Origin of the sequence: Urbifossiella limnaea, from assembly GCF_007747215.1 — a bacterium.
GTDB classification, from domain to species: domain Bacteria; phylum Planctomycetota; class Planctomycetia; order Gemmatales; family Gemmataceae; genus Urbifossiella; species Urbifossiella limnaea.
On sequence record NZ_CP036273.1, the window covers coordinates 3014829 to 3034575 of the forward strand.

A 19747-nucleotide genomic window follows, 5' to 3' on the forward strand; every position below is an offset into this window, starting at 1 on the left:
AGGCGAAGGCCCGGGGACGGCCGTCCCCGGGCATGTAGTCGGCGTCAGTTCGTGCTCGCCTTCAAGTTGAAGCAGTGCAGCTTGTCCTGGTCGCGGATGTAGAGCTTGCCGTTGGCGACGACCGGGTGGGCCCAGCTCTCCTTGTTGCTCGGCTCCGGCAGGCGGAACGACGACACCATCTTGAACGCCGTCGGGTCCGGCTCGACGAGCGCCAGGACGTGGTTCTGGAACCGGTAGTACAGCCGGCCGTCGGCGAAGGTGATGGCCACCGACCCGCTCGTCCCCGGCGGCATCTTCTCCTCCTTGTAGGCGATCTCGCCGGTCGTGATGTCCACGCAGGCGGGGAAAGCCTTGTTCTGCTCATGCCCGAAAAAGACGTGTTTGCCGACGAGAATCATCCCGCCGTGGTGGTTGTTTAGCTCCGGTTTCTCGTACGTCTTGATCGTCTTGACTTCGATCTTGTCCTTCCCAACGGGGCTGAGTTCCAGTAGCGCCGCCCCGCCGGGCTTGGTGTAGCTGCACGACACCCACACCTTGTTTTCGTAGATGACGGGCGTCGGGATTTGGGCGACGCTCCCGATGGCCCCCTGCTCCTTGTACTGCCACAGCAGCTTGCCGGTGTCGGCGTGCACGCCGACGACGCCCGACTTGTCGCCGAGGAGCTGGACGTAGGTTGGGATGCCGCCGACGGTCATCTTCACCGGCGACGAGTAGCCCGCGCCGCCGCCGATCTGGGGTAGCAGGGTGGTCCAGACAGTGGCCCCGGTCTTGAGGTTGAGCGCCGCGACCGCCCCTTTGGTCCCGCTCGGGGCGCAGATCAGCTTGTTCCCGTCCACCAGCGGCGAGTCGTTGAAGCCCCACGAAGGCACCCCGGCGCCGAACTCCTTCGTGTAGCTGCGCGTCCACAGCCCCCGCCCGGTGTTGGCGTCGAGTGCGGCCAGGGTGCCGACGTTGCTAACGGCGTACAGCTTGCCGTCGTGGTAAGTCGGGCTGCCGCCCGGGCCGTTGTTCTGGTTCGGGTTCTTCGTCGGGTCGAGGGGGGTAAACCACAATGCCTTGCCGTCGGACTCCTTCAGCCCGATCACGCAGTCCTTCCCGTCGCGGGTGCCCATCACGAAGATCATGCCGGCTGCGACCGTCGGTGTGCTGTAACCCGTGCCGAGCCCGCTAATCGTCCACAGTTTCGGCGGGCCGTCTTTCGGCCAGCTCTTCAGGAGGCCGGTTTCCGCGGACTTGCCGTCGCGGTTGGGGCCGCGCCACTGCGGCCAGTCGGTCGGCCCGGGGGCGGCGGGCGGCTGGGCGGACAGGGCCGCGACGGACACGGCGAGGACGCCAGCCGCGAGCGGCAGGAGGCGGAAAGACATCGGTCGGCGTCTCCGGGTCGGGATGGGGCGGGCGGCGGGAGGGACACGAGAAGTTTACGACGCGCACGCGGGGCCGCAAAGCCGCAAGCGGGCACGGAACTTGAGACGGGGCGGGGACGCGGCGTACAATTCGGTGTCACGTCCGAGGTGCCCCATGCCCGTCGCCGGCCGCCTGCTCATCGGCGGGGAGTGGTCCGCCCCTCGCGCCGACTTCGCCAGCCACGAGCCCGCCCGCTGGGCGGAGCACGTCGGCACGTTCCCACAGGCGACCGCCGCGGAAGTATCGGACGCGGTGGGCGCGGCGCGGGCCACGTTCCCGGCATGGCGGCGGACGAGCCGCGTGCTCCGTGCCGAGTGCTTCGACCGGCTCGCGCAGCTGATCAAGCGCGACACCGACGCACTGGCCGAGCTCATGGCCCGCGAGTGCGGCAAGAACGTGACCGAGTGCCGGGCCGAAGTCGTGGAGGGGCTGCACATGGTGCAGTACGTCTTCGGCTCCGGCCGGCTGCCGTTCGGCGAGGTGATCGCGTCCGAGATCGCCGAGAAGGACGCGTTCCTGCGGCGGAAGCCGTGGGGCGTGGTGGGCGTGATTACGCCGTGGAACTTCCCGTTCGCGGTGCCGCTGTGGATGCTCGGGCCGAGCTTGCTGGAAGGGAACACGTGTGTCTTCAAGCCGAGCGAGGACACACCGACGGTCGGCCAGCGGCTCGTCGAACTGTTCGCCGAAGCCGGCTTCCCCGCGGGCACGATCAACCTGCTGCACGGCGACGGCGAACCCGGTGAGGCGCTGGTGCGGGACGCGCGGGTGAACGTCGTCTGCTTCACGGGCAGCTACGACGTGGGGCGACGCATCCAGGAGATTTCGGCGTCGATGCACGACCGCATCGTCGCGGCCGAGATGGGCGGCAAGAACGCCGTCGTCGTCTGCGACGACGCTCGTTTCGACCTGGCGGTGACGGCCGGCGTGCTGTCGGCGTTCAAGTCCACGGGGCAGCGCTGCGTGTCGGCGAGCCGAATTCTGGTGCAGGAGGAGTTGTTCGACCGCTACGCGGGGGCGTTCGTCGCCACCGCCCGGCGGCTGCGATTCGGCGACCCGCTCGACCCGTCGAACTTCGCCGGCCCGCTGGTGAACCCGGCCGCGGTCGAGAAGGTGCTCGGCTACAACCGGCTGGCCCGCGACGAGGGCGTGGCCGTGCTACTCGAGTTGGAGCGGCCCGCGGGTGACGGCTGTTTCGTGCCGCCGTTCGTGTATCGCACGCCGCACGACGCGGCGATGCGAAGCACCCGCGAAGAAGTGTTCGGCCCGCACGTTGCGCTGATCCCGTTCCGCGACGACGACGAGGCGGTGCGAATCGCCAACGCCACGGAGTACGGCCTGTCGCTGGCGGTCATCACCGAGAGCTACCGGCGGATGCGGCTGTTCCGCGACGAGTGCGACTACGGCATGGGCTACGTGAACCTGCCGTGCATCGGGGCGGAGGTGCACCTGCCGTTCGGCGGCGTGAAGCGGAGCGGCAACGGCCACCCGTCGGCCGCGGCGCTGGTGTCGGCGGTGACGCACCCGACGGCGTGGACGGTGAACCACGGCACCGACATCAAGATGGCCCAGGGTCTGAGCACGGCCATCGACGGCCCGCCTTGACGAGGTGCCCGCCTCGCGGCATACCCCGGCGTTCGCACGGGGGAGCGAAGGGGGCGGGGCATGAACCGCGTGGTCTCGCTGGGTGTCGTCGTACTCGTCGGCTGTCAGGCCGCCCCGAAGCTGGTCGAGCCGTTCCCGGAGCCGAGCCGGGCGAGCGGCTCGTGGGTCGTCCTCGAAGACCGCCGCCCGGCGTGGGAGAAGGCGGCGTTCGAGGGGCCGGTCGTGTCGCTCTACCGGTTCAGCCGGGTCAGCCCCAACCCGTGGGTGCGGCTCCAAAAGGCGACCGAGGCGATCGTCGCCGACCTGCCGGAGAAGCCTGAGCGCGTGGACGTGGTGGTCACGTCGTTCCGGCTGGTGTCGAAAAATGCCGACGCGCCGCCGCGGACCGAGGAGGGCGGCACGGTGCAGGTCGGCGGGCGGAAGGCGTCCGTGCTCGGCACCGGTCGGCAGGGCGTTGACGAGTCGATGGCCTACGAGCGTGCCCGCTCCGCGGCGACCAGCGGCGACCGGAACGTCGCCCAGCAGGCGGCCGGGGCGCTGGCCTTCCAGGGCGGCGCCCCCGCGGCCGGCGTGCAACTCGGTGAGGCGCCTGCGGTCGAACTGACGGAAGGGCCGCTCGACGGGCTCGCCCCCGGCGCCCACTGCAACATCCGCGGCGTGCTCCGCCTCACGTACCCCGGCGGCCGCGACAAGGACGTCCCGTTCCACGTCCTCGCCAGCCGGCCGAACGAGACCGGCTCCCGCTACTGGGGCGAGACGCTGGAGCAGGCGACGACGCTCGGCATGATTCAGTTCGCCCGTCAGGTCCGCCTGGGGCTCGGGCTACCCGCTCGCGAGTAGCCGCCCGGTCGGGAGGCCAACCATGAGCACCACCTTCGCGTTCGACGGCGTTCCCGTCCCCGACATCCGCACGCCGCTCACCGGCCCGAAGGCGGCGGCGCTGCTGGCGCGCGACGCTGAGTACGTGTCGCCGTCGTACACCCGCGTCTACCCGCTGGTCGTCGAGCGCGGTAGCGGCTGCGTCGTCGAGGACGTGGACGGCAACCGCTTCCTCGACTTCACCGCCGGCATCGCCGTGACCGCGACGGGGCACTGTCACCCCGAGGTGGTCGCGGCGATCCACGACCAGGCGGACAAGCTGCTCCACATGAGCGGCACCGACTTCTACTACCGCCCGCAGATCGACCTCGCGGAGCGGCTGGCGAGGATCGCCCCGGGGCCGTCGCCGAAAAAGGTGTTCTTTACGAACAGCGGCGCGGAGGCGGTCGAGGCCGCGCTGAAGCTCGCCCGCTGGCACACCAGGCGGAACCGCGTGGTGTCGTTCTTCGGCGCCTTCCACGGCCGCACGTACGGGGCGATGTCCCTGAGCGGGTCGAAGCTCGTCCACCGCCGCGGCTTCTCGCCGCTCGTGCCGGACATCCACCACATCGACTTTCCGCGCGGCTGCGGTAGCACGTGCGGCGGCGGGCGGTGCGGCCTCGTGGACGATCTGACCGACACGCTATTCCGCCGCACCTGCCCGCCGGAGGAGGTCGCCGCCGTCTTCGTCGAGCCGATCCAGGGGGAGGGTGGCTATCACCCGCTGCCCGCCGGGTGCCTCCCGGCGCTGCGGGCGCTGTGCGACCGGCACGGCATCCTGCTCGTGGCCGACGAGGTCCAGAGTGGCATGGGCCGGACCGGAAAGATCTTCGCCTGCGAGCACTACGGCGTGGAGCCGGACATCCTGTGCGCCGCGAAGGGGGTCGCCAGCGGGATGCCGCTCGGGGCCATCGTGGCGCGGGCCGAGGTGATGGACTGGCCGAGCGGCAGCCACGCCAGCACGTTCGGCGGCAACCCCGTCAGCTGCCGCGCGGCGCTCGCCACCATCGACCTGTTGGAGCGCGAGTACACCGCCAACGCCGCCGCCCGTGGCGAACAGCTGCGCGCGGGTCTGAAGCGGCTCACCGGCCTGGCGAACGTCCGCGGGTTGGGGCTGATGACCGCCGCCGACGTGCCCGGCTCCGGTGGCCGCGAAGCCCTCATTCAGGGGTGTTTCCGCCGCGGACTGCTGCTGCTCGGCTGCGGCGAGGCGGGCCTCCGCTTCTGCCCGCCGCTGTGCGTGACCGCTGTGCAGGTCGAAACCGCCCTCGCACTACTGGGCGAAGTTCTGGACGAAGCGAACTCACCCCTGCCGCAACCGCGGGCGGACACTCCGGGCTCGCCGGCGCCGGCAATCTCTCTTTAACCCGCCCGCCGCCGGTGGTATTCCCGGGCCTCGCCCACACCCACCGGACGACCAATGCCGCCGCCGCCGAACGCCGTCCTGTTCCAGCTGATTGCCGGGAAGTGGATCGCCCAGGCTCTCTCCGTCGTGGCCCGCTTCCGCGTCGCCGACCACCTCGCCGCCGGGCCGAAGACCGCGACCGAGCTCGCCGCCCTCACCGGCACCCACACCGGTCACCTGTACCGCGTCCTCCGCGCCCTCGCCTCCGTGGGGGTGCTCGACGAATCGGCGGACATGCGGTTCGCCCTCACGGCGGTCGGCGAGTACCTCCGCGGCGACGTGCCCGGCTCGATGCGGGCGGTCGCCACCTACTGCTGCGACCCGTGGAGCTGGAAGCCGTGGGGCGACCTCGCGGAGACCGTCCGCAGCGGCACCCCCGCGTTCGACCGCATGTTCGGCCAGGGCGTGTTCGACTACCTGTCACAACACCCGGACGAGTTCGCCACGTTCAACGAAGGGATGACCGGCTTCTCCGCCGCCGAGTCGGCCGCGGCCGTGAAGGCCTACGACTTCCGCGGCTACGGCACCATCGCCGACGTGGGGGGCGGCCACGGCCTCCTGCTCACCACCATCCTTAAGGCGGACCCGGACAGCCGCGGCGTCGTGTTCGACCTGCCGGGCGTCGTCGACGGTGCGGCCCCGACCATCGCTGCGGCCGGGCTGGCCGGCCGGTGTGCCACGCATGCCGGCAGCTTCTTCGACACCGCTCCCGCGGCCGACCTCCACGTGATGAAGCACATCATCCACGACTGGAACGACGAGAAGGCGACACAGATTCTCCGCCGCTGCCGTGCCGCGGTCCACCCGGGCGGGAAGCTCGTGCTGATCGAGATGGTCATACCCGCGGCCGGCGGCGACCCGATGGGGAAGCTGCTCGACCTGGAGATGATGGTGCTGTGCGACGGCAAGGAGCGTACGGAGGCCGAGTACGCCGCGCTCCTCGCCGGCGCCGGCTACCGGCTGACGCGGGTGGTGCCGACCGAGTCGCCGGCGTGCGTGCTGGAGGCCGAACCGGTTTGACGCGCCCGCCCGTTCTGGGTAAACCGACCCCCGCCCGGGGCTCCCCCGGACCGGAGGGTTGGCATGTCCACACTGCTCGTGACCGGCGGGTGCGGGTTCATCGGCTCGAACTTCGTCCGCCACCTGCTCGCCACCGATGCCGCTGTGACGGTCGTCAACCTCGACGCCCTCACCTACGCCGGCAACCTGGCGAACCTGGCGGACGTGGAGAAGAACCCGCGCTACACCTTCGTGAAGGGCGACGTCACCGACCGCGACACGGTCCGCGCCGTGATGGGGAAGGGGATCACCGACGTGATCCACTTCGCCGCCGAGAGCCACGTCGACCGCAGCATCCAGGACAGCGGCCCGTTCCTCCGCACCAACGTCCTCGGCACGCAACTCCTCCTCGACGCCGCCCGCGAGTTCGGCGTCAAGAAGTACGTGCAGGTCTCGACCGACGAGGTGTACGGCAGCCTCGGCGACACGGGGCTGTTCACGGAAGAAACGCCTCTCCACCCGAACAGCCCGTACTCGGCGAGCAAGGCCGGGGCCGACATGCTGGTGCAGGCGTACCAGCACACGTTCGGCCTCCCCGCGGTCATCACCCGCTGCTCGAACAACTACGGCCCCTACCAGTTCCCCGAGAAACTGATCCCGCTGTTCGTGACGAACATCCTCGCGGACCAGCAGGTGCCGGTATACGGCGACGGCCAGCAGGTGCGCGACTGGATTCACGTGGAGGACCACTGCACCGGCGTGGAGGCGGCGTGGCGGAAGGGGACGCCGGGCGAGGTGTACAACTTCGGCGGCAAGTGCGAGAAGACGAACCTGGACCTGACGCACACGCTGCTCGACCTGCTGGGGAAGCCGCGGTCGCTGATCAAGTACGTGAAGGACCGCCCCGGCCACGACCGCCGCTACGCGATCGACTGCACGAAGGCCGAGCGCGAGTTGGGCTGGCAGCCGGCGTGGACGTTCGAGCGCGGCATCCGCGCCACGATTGACTGGTACGCCGCCAACGCGACCTGGGTGGCGGGGATCAAGACGAAGGATTACCTGAGCTACTACGAGAAGCAGTACGGGAAGGCGGGCTGACCTCACCAACGCGAAACCCGGCCGGGCACACCCGGCCGGGTCGAACGATCGTTGCGGGCCGGCGCCCGCCGGTCACCCGACGAACACGTTGGTGAGGAGCGGGTCGAAGTCGGCCGAGTAATCCCTCAGCACCGTGGCCGTGCCCGCCGCCAGGTCGGCGCCGCGGAAGCCGATCACGCTCCGGCTCGCCACGCCTGGGACCGACACGACCAGGTCGGCGAAGTCGTCCCCGTCCAGGTCCTTCGCGACGACCCGGGCGCCGAGCCGCCCCGACGAGTCGGCGGCGAAGAAGTTCGTCAGCGGGTCGGCGATCGCCGCGGCCGGACCGAACAGCAGCTGCGCCCCGGACACGACCAGCACCCGCGGGCTACCGCCGACACCGGGCGTGGTCACCAGGTCGCCGGCACCGTCGCCGTCCACGTCCCCGACGGCGACGTACACGCCGTCCGTCAACTGCGGTTCGTAGACGAAGAAGTCGCCGACGAGGCGGGTCGGCGTGAGCGTCGGGCGGATCGTGGCGCCGTCGAAGACGGCCACGCGCGGCCCGCCGCCCGGCCCGGCCGCGACCACCACGTCGGCCAGCCCGTCCCGGTTCAAGTCCCCGAGCGCGACCCGTGCGCCGCCGCGGAAGTTGTCGTCGTCGATCCCGAGGAAGCTCGCCAGCGGCGCCCCGGTGGCGCCGCTGAGCACCACCACCCGCGGGCCGCCGGTCAGGTCCGCCGACACGGCGATGTCGGCCCGGCCGTCGCCGTCCACGTCGCCGAGCGCGACGAACGTGCCGCCTGCGAACGCGTCGCCGAACGGGAGGTACGTCGCCACGGTGACGCGGGTCGCACCGTCGATCACGACCACGGTGGCGACGCGGCCGGGGCCGCTCCCGACCACGTAGTCCGGGACGCCGTCCCCGGTCACGTCGGCGACCGCCGCGCGGGCGGGCGTGGAGCCGAACGGGCTGAAGGCCGAGCCGTTCGCGGAGCCGTCCGGGTTGAGCGGGACCACGGTGTTCGCCCCGCTCGGTCCGCCGGACACGGCGAACTGCCCGACGGAACTCTGGTCCGGGCCGCCCCGAACCGCGATCGAGAACGGCTGGTCGGCGGTCCCGCTCGCGTTCGTCGCGCGGATGACCCCCTCGTACCGGCCGACGGTCGTCGGCGTGCCGCTGACCACACCGGTCGTCGGGTCCAGGGCCAGGCCCGCGGGCAACTCGCCCGACGCGAGCGAGTACGTCGCGGCCGGGAACGCGGACGTGGTCACGGTGAACGAGGCGGGAGCGCTGACCGTCAGTTCTGCCGGCGGTGCGCCGGACGTAATGGTCGGTGCTTCGTTCACGGTCAGCGTGAACGCCTGCGTGGCGTCGGGGGCCACGCCGTTGGCCGCGGTGAAGCTGAGTGCGTAGGTGCCGCCGGCCCCCGCGGCCGGGGTGCCGGCGAGGGTGGCGGTGCCGTCCCCGTTGTCCGTGAACGTCACTCCAGGGGGGAGCGTCCCGGTCCGGCTGATCGTGACGCCTGCCGGGAATGCGGTTCCCGTGGTCACGGTGAACGTGCCACCCGTCCCGACGAGGAACGTGGCCGCGCTCGCGCTGGTGAAGGTCGGCGCCTCGTTCACGGTCAGCGTGAACGCCTGGGTAGCGTCGGGGGCCACGCCGTTGGCCGCGGTGAAGCTCAGTGCGTAGGTGCCGCCGGTCCCCGCGGCCGGGGTGCCGGCGAGGGTGGCGGTACCGTCGCCGTTGTCGGTGAACGTCACACCGGCGGACAGGGTGCCGGTCTGACTGATGGTCACGGCCGTCGGGAAGGCCGCGCCGGTGGTTACGGTGAACGTGCCGGCCGTCCCTGCGGTAAAGGTGGTGGCGGCCGCGCTGGTGATCGTCGGCGCTTCGTTGACGGTGAGGGTGAACGCCTGGGTCGCGTCCGGTGCGATCCCGTTGGCGGCGGTGAAGGTGATCGGATAAGTGCCACCGGTCCCGGCGGCCGGGGTGCCGGTCAAAGTTGCGGTTCCGTCGCCGTTGTCCGTGAACGTCACTCCAGCGGGGAGCGTCCCGGTCCGACTGATTGTCACGGCCGTCGGGAAGGCCGGGCCGGTCGTCACGGTGAACGTCCCGAGCGTCCCGGCCGTGAAGGTGGTGGCAGTCGCGCTGGTGATCGTCGGCGCTTCGTTGACGGTGAGGGTGAACGCCTGGGTGCCGTCGAGTGCGACGCCGTTGGCGGCGGTGATTGTCAGCGGGTAGGTGCCGCCGGTCCCCGCGGCCGGGGTGCCCGTCAGCGTGGCCGTGCCGTCGCCGTTGTCGGTGAACGTGACGCCCGCCGGCAGCGCGCCGGTGGCCGACAGGTCGGCGGTCGGAACGCCGGACGAGGTGATCGTGAACGTCCCGGCTGTCCCGACGGTGAACGTCGCACTGGACACGCTTGTGACGAGCGGGGCGACGCCGAGCGCCGACGACACCAGCACGCGGTCGAAGTAGATGCGCGTGCCGGTCATCGCGACCCCGCCCGGCGGGGTGTAACTCCCGGAACTCGGCACGAAGCTGTACAACTGCTCGGCCAGGAAGATGCGGCCGTCGGCGCTGATGTCGATGCCGCTGAACCCGGAGTCAAGGGCGGCGTCGCTGTTGTAGGTGCTGACGAGGCCGGACGGGCCGGCCAGAGTCGCGCCGGGCGGCGTGATGATCCCGTCCGAACTGAGGTCGGCCGTGTTGAAGACGCCGATGGTGGAGTTGGCCGCGAGGTACTGGGTGACGTAGGCCTTGCCGCCGAACAGGGCCACGTCCATCGCCGCGAACCCGCCCGACCCGTTCGCCCCGCCGGAGACGTTGGCCGAGGTGACACCCGACAAGTCCCCAACCGCGGCGCCGGCCGCGGGAATCTTGATGAGGGCGTCGCCGTAAGAAGTCGTGGACTGGAGGCCGCCGGCGACGAAGACCGTGCCGTCGGCATCGACCGCCAGGTTGTTCAGATACGCGTCGGCGTCGATCGTCTTGAGGTTGACCTTCCCCGGGGTGGCGGGCGCGCCCCAACTCGTGTCGAGCGTGGGGATGGTCGGGTTGGTGACGTTCCACCGCTCGATCAGGCCGTTCCGCCAGCCGACGTAGGCGTAGTACGACCCCCCGATGGCGACGATGTCGATGCCGTTCAGCGTGGACGCGGTCGTGTTCGAGGACACGACGTTGCCCGGAACCGTTCCGAGGTTCGCGCTGTAGATCGACCACCCCTGAGCGAACGAGTTCGTGTTCGACGTGTTGATCGCGTAGACGTAGCCGCGGTCGTCGGCCGCCAGCCCCCGGGCGAAGCCGGTCGTGGCGACTCGGCCTTCGAGCCCCGAGGTGTAGGGCGGGTTGGCGCCGAAGGGGGTCGGCTCGTTGCCGATCAGGGCCGCGTTAACGCCTGCGGACACCTCCCGGATGGCGGCGCTACTCGACCCCTGGATGTAGCCGGTGTAGGCGTGCTGGTCGTCGCCAGACAGGGCGAGCGACCGGAGGCTGCGTGGCTGGCTGACACTGTCGCGGGTGCCGAAGTAGTCGGACTGCACCTGCCAGGTGACGGCCGGGAGTACGCGGTCGCCGAGGTGTTCGAGCTCGGGACGGAAGCCGGTCGAACGGGCCTTCGCGACCCGGATCGGGCGGAGAGTGGTGGGCATGATTTCGTGCGCTCGCAATCGTGGAAACGTGTCGTGGGGAGTGCTGCAACCGTTATCCGTCGGCGGGGTCGTCAAAACTTGGGGAAGCTGAGCAACTTAGGTGCCCAGACGTGTCGCGTGGAGCGAGTTCAGCCGACTTGCGCAATACAACCGCATTCTCCGCTGAGAACGGGCTGGGTATAACGGCGGTGGCGAGGAGAAACTCGGCACGCCCGGCTTAATCAGGAACTTGGACGCCGCGCCAGGCTGCTCGATTCCTTGTCACGTGTTCAATTTTGAACACGATCGTCGCTGAGCAGAGGTTTGCGCCAACGGCGCGTGTGGCTGCGCACCCGCCGGTAGTGATCCACGAAGCGGGTGGAATGCTTCGGGAAGGATAGGCCGTGATCCTACCTTCCCAATCGGGGAAGCGGAAGTCGCGGGAGATGAACGGCAGACTGAGCGGAGAGGGCGGGATTCGAACCCGCGGTAGGATTTTACTCCTACGCCGCTTTAGCAAAGCGGTGAACTGCACGTCCTGACGGGTTGTCCCACCTTGACAGTCCTTGCCAAGCACTGACAATACAAGGGAATTGTGCAATCGTCGCTCCCCGATGGGTTGACCCGGGTTGCCCGTAGTTGACCACCCTTGAGCCCTGTCACAGCAACCACCACAGCAACCACATGGCCCACATCCAGAAAATCGCCATCGTCCGCTGGGTCGTCTCGGTGCCCGGCGGGAAGGGGAAGAAGAAGTTCAAACGGGGGACCAAGGAGACCCCTGGGGCCGTCGCCCAGCAGACGGAGACCAAGAAATACTACCTGTTCGACGGCGGCAAGCGGCTGCGAGCGCTGTACACGGACAAGAAGGCGTCGGAGCAAGCCCTGGCCGACTACGAGAGGGCGAAGGCACGCGGCGAGGTGGGGATGGTCGACGAGTTCTCGGCCCACTCCCAGACACCGAGTCAGCAGATGGTCGACCGGTACGTCGTCCACTTCCGGACCCAGCCCGGCAACGACAAATACAAGGACGAGACCGTCCGTATCCTGCACGAGGTGGTCAACGCCTGTGCGCCGAACAAGCTCTCGGGCCTGACGGCCGAGCGGGTGCAGCAGTACCTCGCGGCACTCAAGAAGAAGCCGACCAAATCCCACCCCGACCCCGGTCCTGCCGCTCCGAACACGAAGAAGAAGCACCACTCGGCAGTGAGCGGATTCACCCGGTGGTTGTTCGAGAACGGCTACGCCCGGGAGAACGTGATGCTACGGGTGCCGGTCCCCAAGGGCGGCACCCAGCAGAAGGACAAGTTCCGCTCCCTCCGGCTCAAGGAGTTGAAGCGGCTCTTCAAGGTCGCCCTCACCCGCTGGGTTGAAGAGGCGTTGACCGTCCGGAACGGGCCCCGGAAGGGTAAGCAGGAGAAGAAGGTTCGCCCCGAGGTACTCGACGAGGCTCGCCTCCGGGGGCGGGGCAGGGCACTCGTCTACCGCACCGCCGCGCTGACGGGCTTGCGGCGGTCCGAGCTCGCCAAGGTCCGCCTCCGCTACCTCCGGAAGCCGAGGAAGCTGCCGTTTCCCATCTTCGACCTGCCGGGGTCGGTGACGAAGAACAAGAAGCCCGCGCGGCTCTGGGTGCTCCCGCGACTGGCGATGCGGTTGCGGCAGTGGGCGAAGGAGACGGGCAGGGGACCCGACGACCTGCTGTTCGACGTGCCCGGGATTGCCGTCTTCCACGCGGACCGCGAGGCCGCTGGCATCCCCTTGCTCACCGAGCGGGGCAAGGCGTCCTTCCACTCCCTCCGCTCGGCCGGCAACGTCCTCCTCCGGAAGGCCGAGGTCCCCGTCACCACCCGCCGGCTGTTCATGCGGCACTCGGACCTCAAGCTGACCGACGCGACCTACGACGACGCCTCCCTGCTCGACATGAAGGACATCGTCCCGAAGCTGGAGAAGTACAAGTTGGCGTGAGGTAGGTCGGGATGCTCGCGCAACGAGAGGCCAGCCTGCCGAAGGGGGGTCGCCCGAGCGAGTACGGCCCACCTCGGCACCGGTCGAGCCGCCCCCTCCGACACGCCCGCGACGACCGCGGCCAGCGACCCGGCGGTGTTCCAGAGGGCAATGAACTCGGAGTCGGTGACAGCGGTCATGAAGTAGCGCGGGGAACGGTGCGACTCCATGAGGCTGGTAGGAGCACTCGGCGGAAGGCGAAGAGGATGACGAGCCCGACCCCCGTTACGACCCTGAGTAACCAGTCGTGGGCGACCAACTCGGGCTGGGACTCCCGCACGGAGTTCGCCCACACCTCGTCGATGGCCCCGATTCCGTGACGGGCCTCGACCTCTTCCTGGATGCGGTCGTTGTACCCGTCCGTCAGCTCGACCAAGTAGGAGGGCACCAAGCACTGGTCCACCGCCCGTAGCTCCAGGCCGAGCTGAGCTCGCAAGTTCCGACCCGCGACCTCGTCTACTTCACGGAGCCCGGCCATGTGGCCGTAAATCTTCAGCTTCATGGTGCCGAGGGCAATGTCCCGCTCGGCTTCGGCCCGCCCGACGGCTCGCCACGGGATAGCCTGGGGCCAGACCAGGGCTGCGACGAGGATGACGGGGAACATCGAAAGCTCGGAGTACGGGTCGGAAGTGGTCGTAACTTACCGTCGATAATACCTTGGATGCGGGCCTGCTGGAACCGCCCTAAAATGGGTGCTGGCCCGCCCTTCTTCCGCCTCCTCGACGCGACCGAGGCTGGGCTCCGGTTGGTCCGCCGCGACTTCGGCGACAGTTCGCTCACACGGGGCGGGGCATTCAGAACCACCGCACGTCCTTGGGGCTCAAAGCCAGTCGAGCGCCCTCCCGCTCCCACGCTTCACCCGAAGCCGCAAGTTCTCGGAGCCGGGCCACGACCCCTGTGCGAGCCCTGACGGCCCGCGCCAGTTCGGCGTCCCTGGCGTCCTCCATGTCGTTCCGCTGCTGCTGGCCCGGTTGGAGAGGAAGAAGATGGTGCCCGCCCAGCCAGACCAGCGCCCGAAGCACCCGTGCCCGGTCCGTCGAGGTCAGGTCGGCCTCCCAGTCGTCGGCCGATTGGTGTGGGGGCGGTGGGCCGCAACGCCCGTGGTTCAGCCAGTACCCGTTCCCGACCGCCGCCCCGTCCTCCTGCTCCAGCCGGACGAGGTCGTACCGGTCATCAACCTTCGCGTACCACTGCCGCTCCGGCTCGCCGCCCCCGTCCTCGGCCGTCCGGACGACCACGACCGGGTCCGGGATGCCGGCCACGGTTTCCAGTCGGGCGCTCTCCAGGTAACGCCGCCAGCCTGTGGTGAACCAGCCCCGTGCCTGGACCCCGCCGCGGGCGTCCAGCCGGGTCAGTCGGAGCTCGGTGCTCCCCGGGTGCCCCCCGGACGTGTACGGTCGCTCGAACACCACCCACCCACCGGACGGGCCACTGGGCCAGACGTACCGCGGGGTGGGCAACACCTCGACCTCGAAGTCGGTGAGAGTCATGTCGTAGCCCAGGCGGCGCTGCTCTGCCAAAAGCACAATTAGTCGCTCTGGGTCGAGGGTGCGCAGTGCGACCAGCAATGGTCGAAGGCCCCTCTCGCGGATGCCGCGAAGGTCTCGTTCCGAGAACCGCTGGAGCACTGCGAGCTCCGGGCGTTCAGACGGCGCGACTTCGGCGGGAAGGTATGGGTGTGGTATGGGTGGTGTTGCCGCGACCCAGAGGACGGCGAGATTGCCCAGCAGCATGAACAGGGCGGTGACGGGTCGGGACGGCCTGACCACGGGCGACCTCCGCAACGGGTCATCCCCATGATACCAGCGCACCCAGAGGGTGCGTCAGCGGTCCGCCGGCTCCCTCCCCAGCTTCCGCCTCATTGCCCCTACCGTGGCGTAGCTCCTCCCGGTCCGACCGCATCCCCAACCGTGGCGTACAGGTGTGCGAGCGAGAGGGTTGTGCGCGCGCCTCCGGCGGCGTAGCATGCCGGCGTCCGATACGCGGGTGGCGACAACGACCCGTAGGACGCTGTAGACTCGTCGCCAGGGAGGGTGCCATGACAGCGACCCCAGACCGACTTCTCGGCTTCACTAGCTCCGGGGGAACGACAGCCGCGGTCCGCGGCCCGCGCCTGACCGAAGTCGAAGCCGCGGCCCTCGACCGGGACCTCGCCGCACTCCTGGCGGGGCCGGGCCTGCCGGTGGTAACCCTCGACCTCGCTGCGGTCTCGTTCCTGGGTGCCGTGGCGATGGGGCGGTTCGCAGCCCTCAGCCGCGCCACTCGGGCGGCTGGCGGGCGGCTCACCCTGGTCAACGTGGCGCCGCATCTCCGGCAGGTATTCGCCGTCTGCCGCCTCGGCGGGATGCTCACCCCGGGGGCGGTCGGGACACCGGCGCGGGTGACCCAGGCACTTGCCCACCGGAAGTGGGAGGAGGCCGGTCAGCCGGGCGGGGACGGGGCCGAGTTCTGGTACGCGGCCGAGCGGGAGTTGCGGGTGGCTGTGTAGCTAGAGCCGGTGCGCGACTACCCGTCCCCCGGCCCCAGCAACTCGCTCGCACTCGGCGTGACCATGTTCAGCGGCAGGGCGTAGTACCAGGACCGGCCGAGCCGCTCGAAGCCCATCCCGCGGAAGTACCCCCGCAGCCTCACCGCCGCCGCCCGCCGGTCTGCCTTCCTCTCGTGTGACGGTAGCCACGACTTCGGCACCCCGAGCATCCGACTGGCGGCGTGCCGAAGGGGGGCGATGTAGCTCACCGCCAGTCCGCACCCGCCGCCGACGAGGTCCACGAACCTCCGCACCGCGAGCAGCCCGAGCTTGAGCTTCCGCCACTTCGGGTTCAACACGACGTAGTCGAGCACCAGGAGGTCGGACTCCATCGCCTCGAACCGGAGCATCAGGGGCTCGCGGAATGAGTAGCCGTCGGGCTCGTAGAGGAGGGCGTGGACGTTCGCAAGTTCCTGGCTGTAGGAGTCGCACACGTCGAACAAGGGCTCGCCGGCGTCCTGCGCGAGACCGGCGTGGACGCGGATGGCGGTGACCCGGCCGACCTTCGTGACCTCCCCGGTGTCGTCGTCGGTGCAGGTGATGACGCCGATGTAGGAGGAGACGAAGTCCGAGGGCTCCCCGTAGGACTGGAGACTTCCGCCGGTGCGGATGCTGATGTTGAAGCTTGCCACGTCCCACTCTCCGGTCGATACCGACGACCGCTCCGGCCCAACCGGACAGAAATGTCTGGTTTGCGCCTACTCGTGCCGCTTACACTCTGGCTGTACACGTCTTCGGCCGACTCGCAACCCCTCGCCCGCGCCCGACGGCCGTGGGGGTGGCCACCCTCGGGCGCCGGTTCCCGGTCATGGCTCAACTGTCCCTCGGTGAATCCCGCTGGCGGATGCTCCGTCGTGTCCTGAAGAAGAAGCGGTTCCGGTACGCCGACGCCCGGAACATGACCCGGCACGACCAGCAGCACTTCGACTGGCTGCTGGACAACGAGTTCTTCGCGGTCGCCGGGGCCGGGGCGTTCGAGGTGACCGACAAGGGGAAGTCCGCGGCCGACCTCGGGGTGTTCGACTGGGAGCCGGCCGCTATGCCGCCGGCGAGGTCGAGGACGGGGGAGTAACCGGGCCGCGAGCCTTCAGAGCGTTCCCGGCCTTCCGCAGGGCGACCGCTTGGGCGACCACCGCCCACCTCGGGACGCGGCCGACCCGGGCGACAACCTGGGCCGTGACCTCGTCGGTCGTCCCGGCGGCGTTCCAGAGCGCGATGAAGTCCGCGTCCGACAGCTGAGCGAGGCGGTCGAGGTAGGTCATTTGGCGGCACCTGGGACTGAGCAGGGAGGGCAAGATGGTCCCTCTTCTCGTACCCCATGTTGCTCGTGGACGCCCCCGCCCCTCGCTCCGGGAGGAAGTTGACTTGCCCCTCCTGCTGGCTGTTCTGCCGGCCCAGCCGGCTCACCCGCCGGCGGCCGGCTCGATGGCGACCGCGACCGCCCGTACGTCTAAATCCGGGAGCAGATTGGTGGCCCGCAACCGGACCCGTCGGAAACTCCCGTCCGAATGGAGGAGCCGGCCGTCCGCCTCGACTCGTTCCCCAGGCCGGAGGAGGAGGTCGGACACCGCCGCTGCCAGCCGCGGGCGGTCGTCCCGGTGGACCCAGTCGCGGGCGTCGGTGCCCGAGAATACCCCGGGCGGACGACCCAGGAACGCAGCCACCCACGGGCTGGTGTACCGAACGAGGCGGTCGGCCCCGACCAGGGCGTACCCGCCCGGCCCCCGCTCGACGAACGCCCGGACCAACCGCCGGTCTTCGCGGGCCGCGTCCCCAGCCCGATGCGATTCGTCGATATCGGTGCACGTCCCGACCCACCGGAGGAGCCGCCTGTCGGCCCCGAACTCCGGCTCGCCCCGGGACAGGAACCACCGATACTGCCCGTCCGCCCGTCGGAATCGGTGCTCGGCGAAGAGTGCCCGACTATCTCGAACGGCCGCGGTCCACCGGGCGAGGGTGTCGGTGAGGTCCTCCGGGTGGATGACCCACCCCCAGTCCCACCCGAGGAGGTCGTCGGCCGGGACACCGGTGTACTCGGCACACCGGCGGTTGATGTACTCCACGTTCCCGTCCGGTCCGGCTACCCAGACGAGCTGGGGGAGGGCGTCTAGGGCGCGGAGGGGATGAAAGTCGGGTGACATGGGAGGGCCACAACTGCCCGGCGTGTAGGGGGACGGCGCGAGCGGGCGCGGTTGGCGGAACGGGAAGACGAGTCTCGGTAAGTTATCGGGGCTCAAGCCCGTTCGCAAGCGGAAACGGGGGCTAACGTGTTAACCAGGTGGTGGTTAGCGTGGTTGGACCGGTGGGGTAATCGAGACGATGTAATCACCCCTCGCGGGCGTCCATTCGGAAAATGTGCGGAACCGGCAGCAGCTGCCAGCGGCCCGGTACTCTCTCCACTGCTCGCCCGCCCACCCGCCCGGAAATGCGAACCACCCGGGCTCGTGGCATTTGCCGCAAGCCCAGGTGGTCGTGTGTCGTTGGAGAACGGACCGGCGGTCAGCACCGCCTCTCCCCTCGGTCTGGTCGCCCAGCCCGCCTCCTCTGATGCCGGCATGTAAAGCACACCGCGTGCCAGTTTCGTCAGCCCCGTCTGTCTGCTTTCGGAAGTCCTGAGCAGGTAATGGAATGGTGCGTGAGACGTGGTCTTTCCCGGTGTCGAGGTGCGGCACCGCCACGCCTCGTCAGCAAGCACCCGCGACTCTCCCCTGCTCAAGTCCGGAGCACGAGTCGATGACCGTGTAACCTCCAGCCGTCAGAACAACGGCGGGGTGCCCGGGGTCGGCCAGGACGCGAGCCGGTAGCCCTTCTTGTCCTTCGGGTTGACCAGCTCACCCATCCGGGTCAACTCGGCCAGCGCCTTCATCACCGTCCCGGGGCCGTGCGGTGTGCCGGCCTCGCGTAAGGCCCGGACCAATTGCTTGTGCGTCAGCGCCCTCCCACTCGCCCCGATGACCGCCAAGATGTCGGACCGGCACTCGGCCCGCCCGCCGGTCGCCGTGCGCCGCTCGACGGCAGCGGGCGGCATCCCCTGCGCTGTGCCCCAGACCAGAATCATGCAGGCGAGCTGACCACTCGCGTCGGTGACTCGCAGACGCGGCGGGTCCGTGAGCTCAGCGAGATTCCCCAGGAGTTCGCGGGCGGCGCGCTTCACCGCGGCGTGCGGGTCGAGTGGCATGGAAGGAACCGGAAGGTCTGCCGCCCCGGCCGTGGGTGGACTTCCTCAGCAGGGAGTGTACAAGACAGAAGGGCACTAGTGAACACCCAATCAGTATCACCTCGGAGAAGTAGCCATGCCCGAGGAGCCCGACCGCGACTTCTTCCTGCTGACGGCCATCGAGTGGGCGGCGGGCCGAGCCGAGCTCCCGTCCGACACTCGCGCCTACATCATCGCCACGGCCGTCGCCCGCGAGGCGGCGCACTGCCACCTCCTGTTCCAGGCCGGCAAGGCCGCCGAGGTGCTCACCCGACTTCGGACGCTCTGCCGCGACCTGCTCGGCGTCCACCTCCCCGACGCCACGCGGAGCGCGGCGCCGGACGCGGCCCAGACGCTCGGCACCGCGGCCGACTTGTTCCACCGGCTTCGGCTAGCGGCGGACTTGGCGACTCGCGTGGGGGCGGCGTGATATGCGTCGGCATCGCCCTGGCGATGAGCGAGGTCCCCGTCCTGCTCATCGAGAAGCACGGGCTCATGGAGCGGGTCCACGACCGTGGCGGCGAGCGGGAGGTGCGGTTCCTGTGGCAGGCCCGGCCGACCGTGCTGCCGGTCTGGCACGGTGGGAAGCTGAAAGTCGTCACCTGGGGCAACCGCGACCGGCGGGAGACGAAGCTGCCGCCGACCGGCTGGACGTGGCAGGAGACGGTCGAGTCGGGGTGGTGGTCCCAGCTGGCGCCCGAGGAGGTGGTGATTCCAGCGTCGTTCGGCTTTGCCAATGGGGTCTGGTTCAAGCTGAAGGTCGGCGTCCGGGGCCTGCTCGTCCACGACCGACAGGGAAAGCCCGTCGTGTTCATGCTCACCCAGCCCGCCACGCGGTACTACGAAATCATGTGCCGGAGCGACTGGGCACCAGTTTTGGTGGATGAGGTCATCTGGCGGCTGACGCCGCTATTTGAGACAGGCTCGCGGCGGGTTATCATCCGGACCATGCCCGACGATGTCGCCCCGGTTCTCGCCATCTTTGACCGACTTGCGCCACAATTGGTCCGATAAGCTTGCCAACCTACTGTTAAACATGGCAGAA

The 19747-nt window shown here is 69.5% G+C and carries 18 protein-coding genes; 10 read left to right on the forward strand and 8 right to left on the reverse strand.

The window, feature by feature from the left end; genetic code table 11:
* Positions 1-44: 44 nt before the first annotated feature.
* Complete coding sequence (locus ETAA1_RS12230; RefSeq protein ID WP_145238257.1) at positions 45-1364, reverse strand: PQQ-binding-like beta-propeller repeat protein; 1320 nt, start codon at positions 1362-1364, stop codon at positions 45-47.
* Between the two features lie 154 nt (positions 1365-1518).
* Here ETAA1_RS12230 and ETAA1_RS12235 point away from each other — a divergent pair, with 154 nt between their 5' ends.
* From ETAA1_RS12235 to rfbB, 5 genes are all read left to right on the forward strand, one after another.
* On the forward strand, positions 1519-3006 hold the full coding sequence (locus ETAA1_RS12235) for an aldehyde dehydrogenase family protein (protein WP_145238260.1): 1488 nt from the start codon (positions 1519-1521) through the stop codon (positions 3004-3006).
* 60 nt (positions 3007-3066) lie between these two features.
* A complete protein-coding gene (locus ETAA1_RS12240; protein WP_145238263.1) occupies positions 3067-3846 on the forward strand; it encodes a hypothetical protein in 780 nt (259 codons plus the stop codon).
* 22 nt (positions 3847-3868) lie between these two features.
* Positions 3869-5230: an aminotransferase class III-fold pyridoxal phosphate-dependent enzyme gene (locus tag ETAA1_RS12245; protein ID WP_145238266.1), complete on the forward strand. Its 1362-nt coding sequence runs from the start codon at positions 3869-3871 to the stop codon at positions 5228-5230.
* A 54-nt stretch (positions 5231-5284) separates the two neighbouring features.
* The gene (locus tag ETAA1_RS12250; RefSeq protein ID WP_145238269.1) at positions 5285-6289 is read left to right on the forward strand and encodes a methyltransferase; all 1005 of its coding nucleotides are present in this window, start codon (positions 5285-5287) and stop codon (positions 6287-6289) included.
* Positions 6290-6352: 63 nt separating this feature from the next.
* Positions 6353-7366: a dTDP-glucose 4,6-dehydratase gene (rfbB, locus tag ETAA1_RS12255; RefSeq protein WP_145238272.1), complete on the forward strand. Its 1014-nt coding sequence runs from the start codon at positions 6353-6355 to the stop codon at positions 7364-7366.
* 72 nt (positions 7367-7438) lie between these two features.
* Here the strand turns inward: rfbB and ETAA1_RS12260 are convergent, their stop codons facing one another.
* Positions 7439-10996, reverse strand: a complete 3558-nt coding sequence (locus ETAA1_RS12260) for a beta strand repeat-containing protein (RefSeq protein ID WP_145238275.1) — start codon at positions 10994-10996, stop codon at positions 7439-7441.
* A 618-nt stretch (positions 10997-11614) separates the two neighbouring features.
* Between ETAA1_RS12260 and ETAA1_RS12265 the strand changes: the two genes are divergently transcribed.
* Positions 11615-12940, forward strand: coding sequence for a tyrosine-type recombinase/integrase (locus ETAA1_RS12265; protein ID WP_145238278.1), 1326 nt, complete (start codon positions 11615-11617; stop codon positions 12938-12940).
* 175 nt (positions 12941-13115) lie between these two features.
* Here the strand turns inward: ETAA1_RS12265 and ETAA1_RS12270 are convergent, their stop codons facing one another.
* Together ETAA1_RS12270 and ETAA1_RS12275 are read right to left on the reverse strand one after the other, a co-directional pair.
* Complete coding sequence (locus ETAA1_RS12270; protein WP_145238281.1) at positions 13116-13583, reverse strand: hypothetical protein; 468 nt, start codon at positions 13581-13583, stop codon at positions 13116-13118.
* Positions 13584-13773: 190 nt separating this feature from the next.
* Positions 13774-14469: a DUF349 domain-containing protein gene (locus tag ETAA1_RS12275; RefSeq protein ID WP_145238284.1), complete on the reverse strand. Its 696-nt coding sequence runs from the start codon at positions 14467-14469 to the stop codon at positions 13774-13776.
* A gap of 548 nt (positions 14470-15017) precedes the next feature.
* Here ETAA1_RS12275 and ETAA1_RS31840 point away from each other — a divergent pair.
* Positions 15018-15467, forward strand: coding sequence for an STAS domain-containing protein (locus ETAA1_RS31840; protein WP_202920949.1), 450 nt, complete (start codon positions 15018-15020; stop codon positions 15465-15467).
* Between the two features lie 17 nt (positions 15468-15484).
* On the opposite strand, the gene ETAA1_RS12285 is transcribed toward ETAA1_RS31840, so the two are convergent.
* Positions 15485-16138 (reverse strand): hypothetical protein, encoded by a 654-nt coding sequence (locus tag ETAA1_RS12285; protein WP_145238287.1) that lies wholly within the window; start codon positions 16136-16138, stop codon positions 15485-15487.
* Positions 16139-16314: 176 nt separating this feature from the next.
* Between ETAA1_RS12285 and ETAA1_RS12290 the strand changes: the two genes are divergently transcribed.
* Positions 16315-16578, forward strand: a complete 264-nt coding sequence (locus ETAA1_RS12290) for a hypothetical protein (protein WP_145238290.1) — start codon at positions 16315-16317, stop codon at positions 16576-16578.
* On the opposite strand, the gene ETAA1_RS12295 is transcribed toward ETAA1_RS12290, so the two are convergent.
* The 3 genes from ETAA1_RS12295 to ETAA1_RS12305 all read right to left on the reverse strand — a co-directional run bounded on the left by ETAA1_RS12295 (position 16544) and on the right by ETAA1_RS12305 (position 18684).
* Positions 16544-16768, reverse strand: a complete 225-nt coding sequence (locus ETAA1_RS12295; protein WP_145238293.1) for a hypothetical protein — start codon at positions 16766-16768, stop codon at positions 16544-16546. The genes ETAA1_RS12290 and ETAA1_RS12295 overlap by 35 nt on opposite strands.
* Positions 16769-16909: 141 nt before the next feature.
* Positions 16910-17647, reverse strand: coding sequence for a PAS domain-containing protein (locus tag ETAA1_RS12300; RefSeq protein ID WP_145238295.1), 738 nt, complete (start codon positions 17645-17647; stop codon positions 16910-16912).
* 614 nt (positions 17648-18261) lie between these two features.
* Positions 18262-18684 carry a hypothetical protein gene (locus ETAA1_RS12305; protein ID WP_145238298.1) on the reverse strand — a complete coding sequence of 141 codons (423 nt, stop codon included), beginning with the start codon at positions 18682-18684 and terminating at the stop codon, positions 18262-18264.
* A gap of 115 nt (positions 18685-18799) precedes the next feature.
* Here ETAA1_RS12305 and ETAA1_RS12310 point away from each other — a divergent pair, with 115 nt between their 5' ends.
* Together ETAA1_RS12310 and ETAA1_RS12315 are read left to right on the forward strand one after the other, a co-directional pair.
* A complete protein-coding gene (locus tag ETAA1_RS12310) occupies positions 18800-19132 on the forward strand; it encodes a hypothetical protein (protein WP_145238301.1) in 333 nt (110 codons plus the stop codon).
* Complete coding sequence (locus ETAA1_RS12315) at positions 19129-19716, forward strand: hypothetical protein (RefSeq protein WP_202920841.1); 588 nt, start codon at positions 19129-19131, stop codon at positions 19714-19716. The genes ETAA1_RS12310 and ETAA1_RS12315 overlap by 4 nt, the downstream gene beginning before the upstream one ends.
* Positions 19717-19747: the final 31 nt, after the last annotated feature.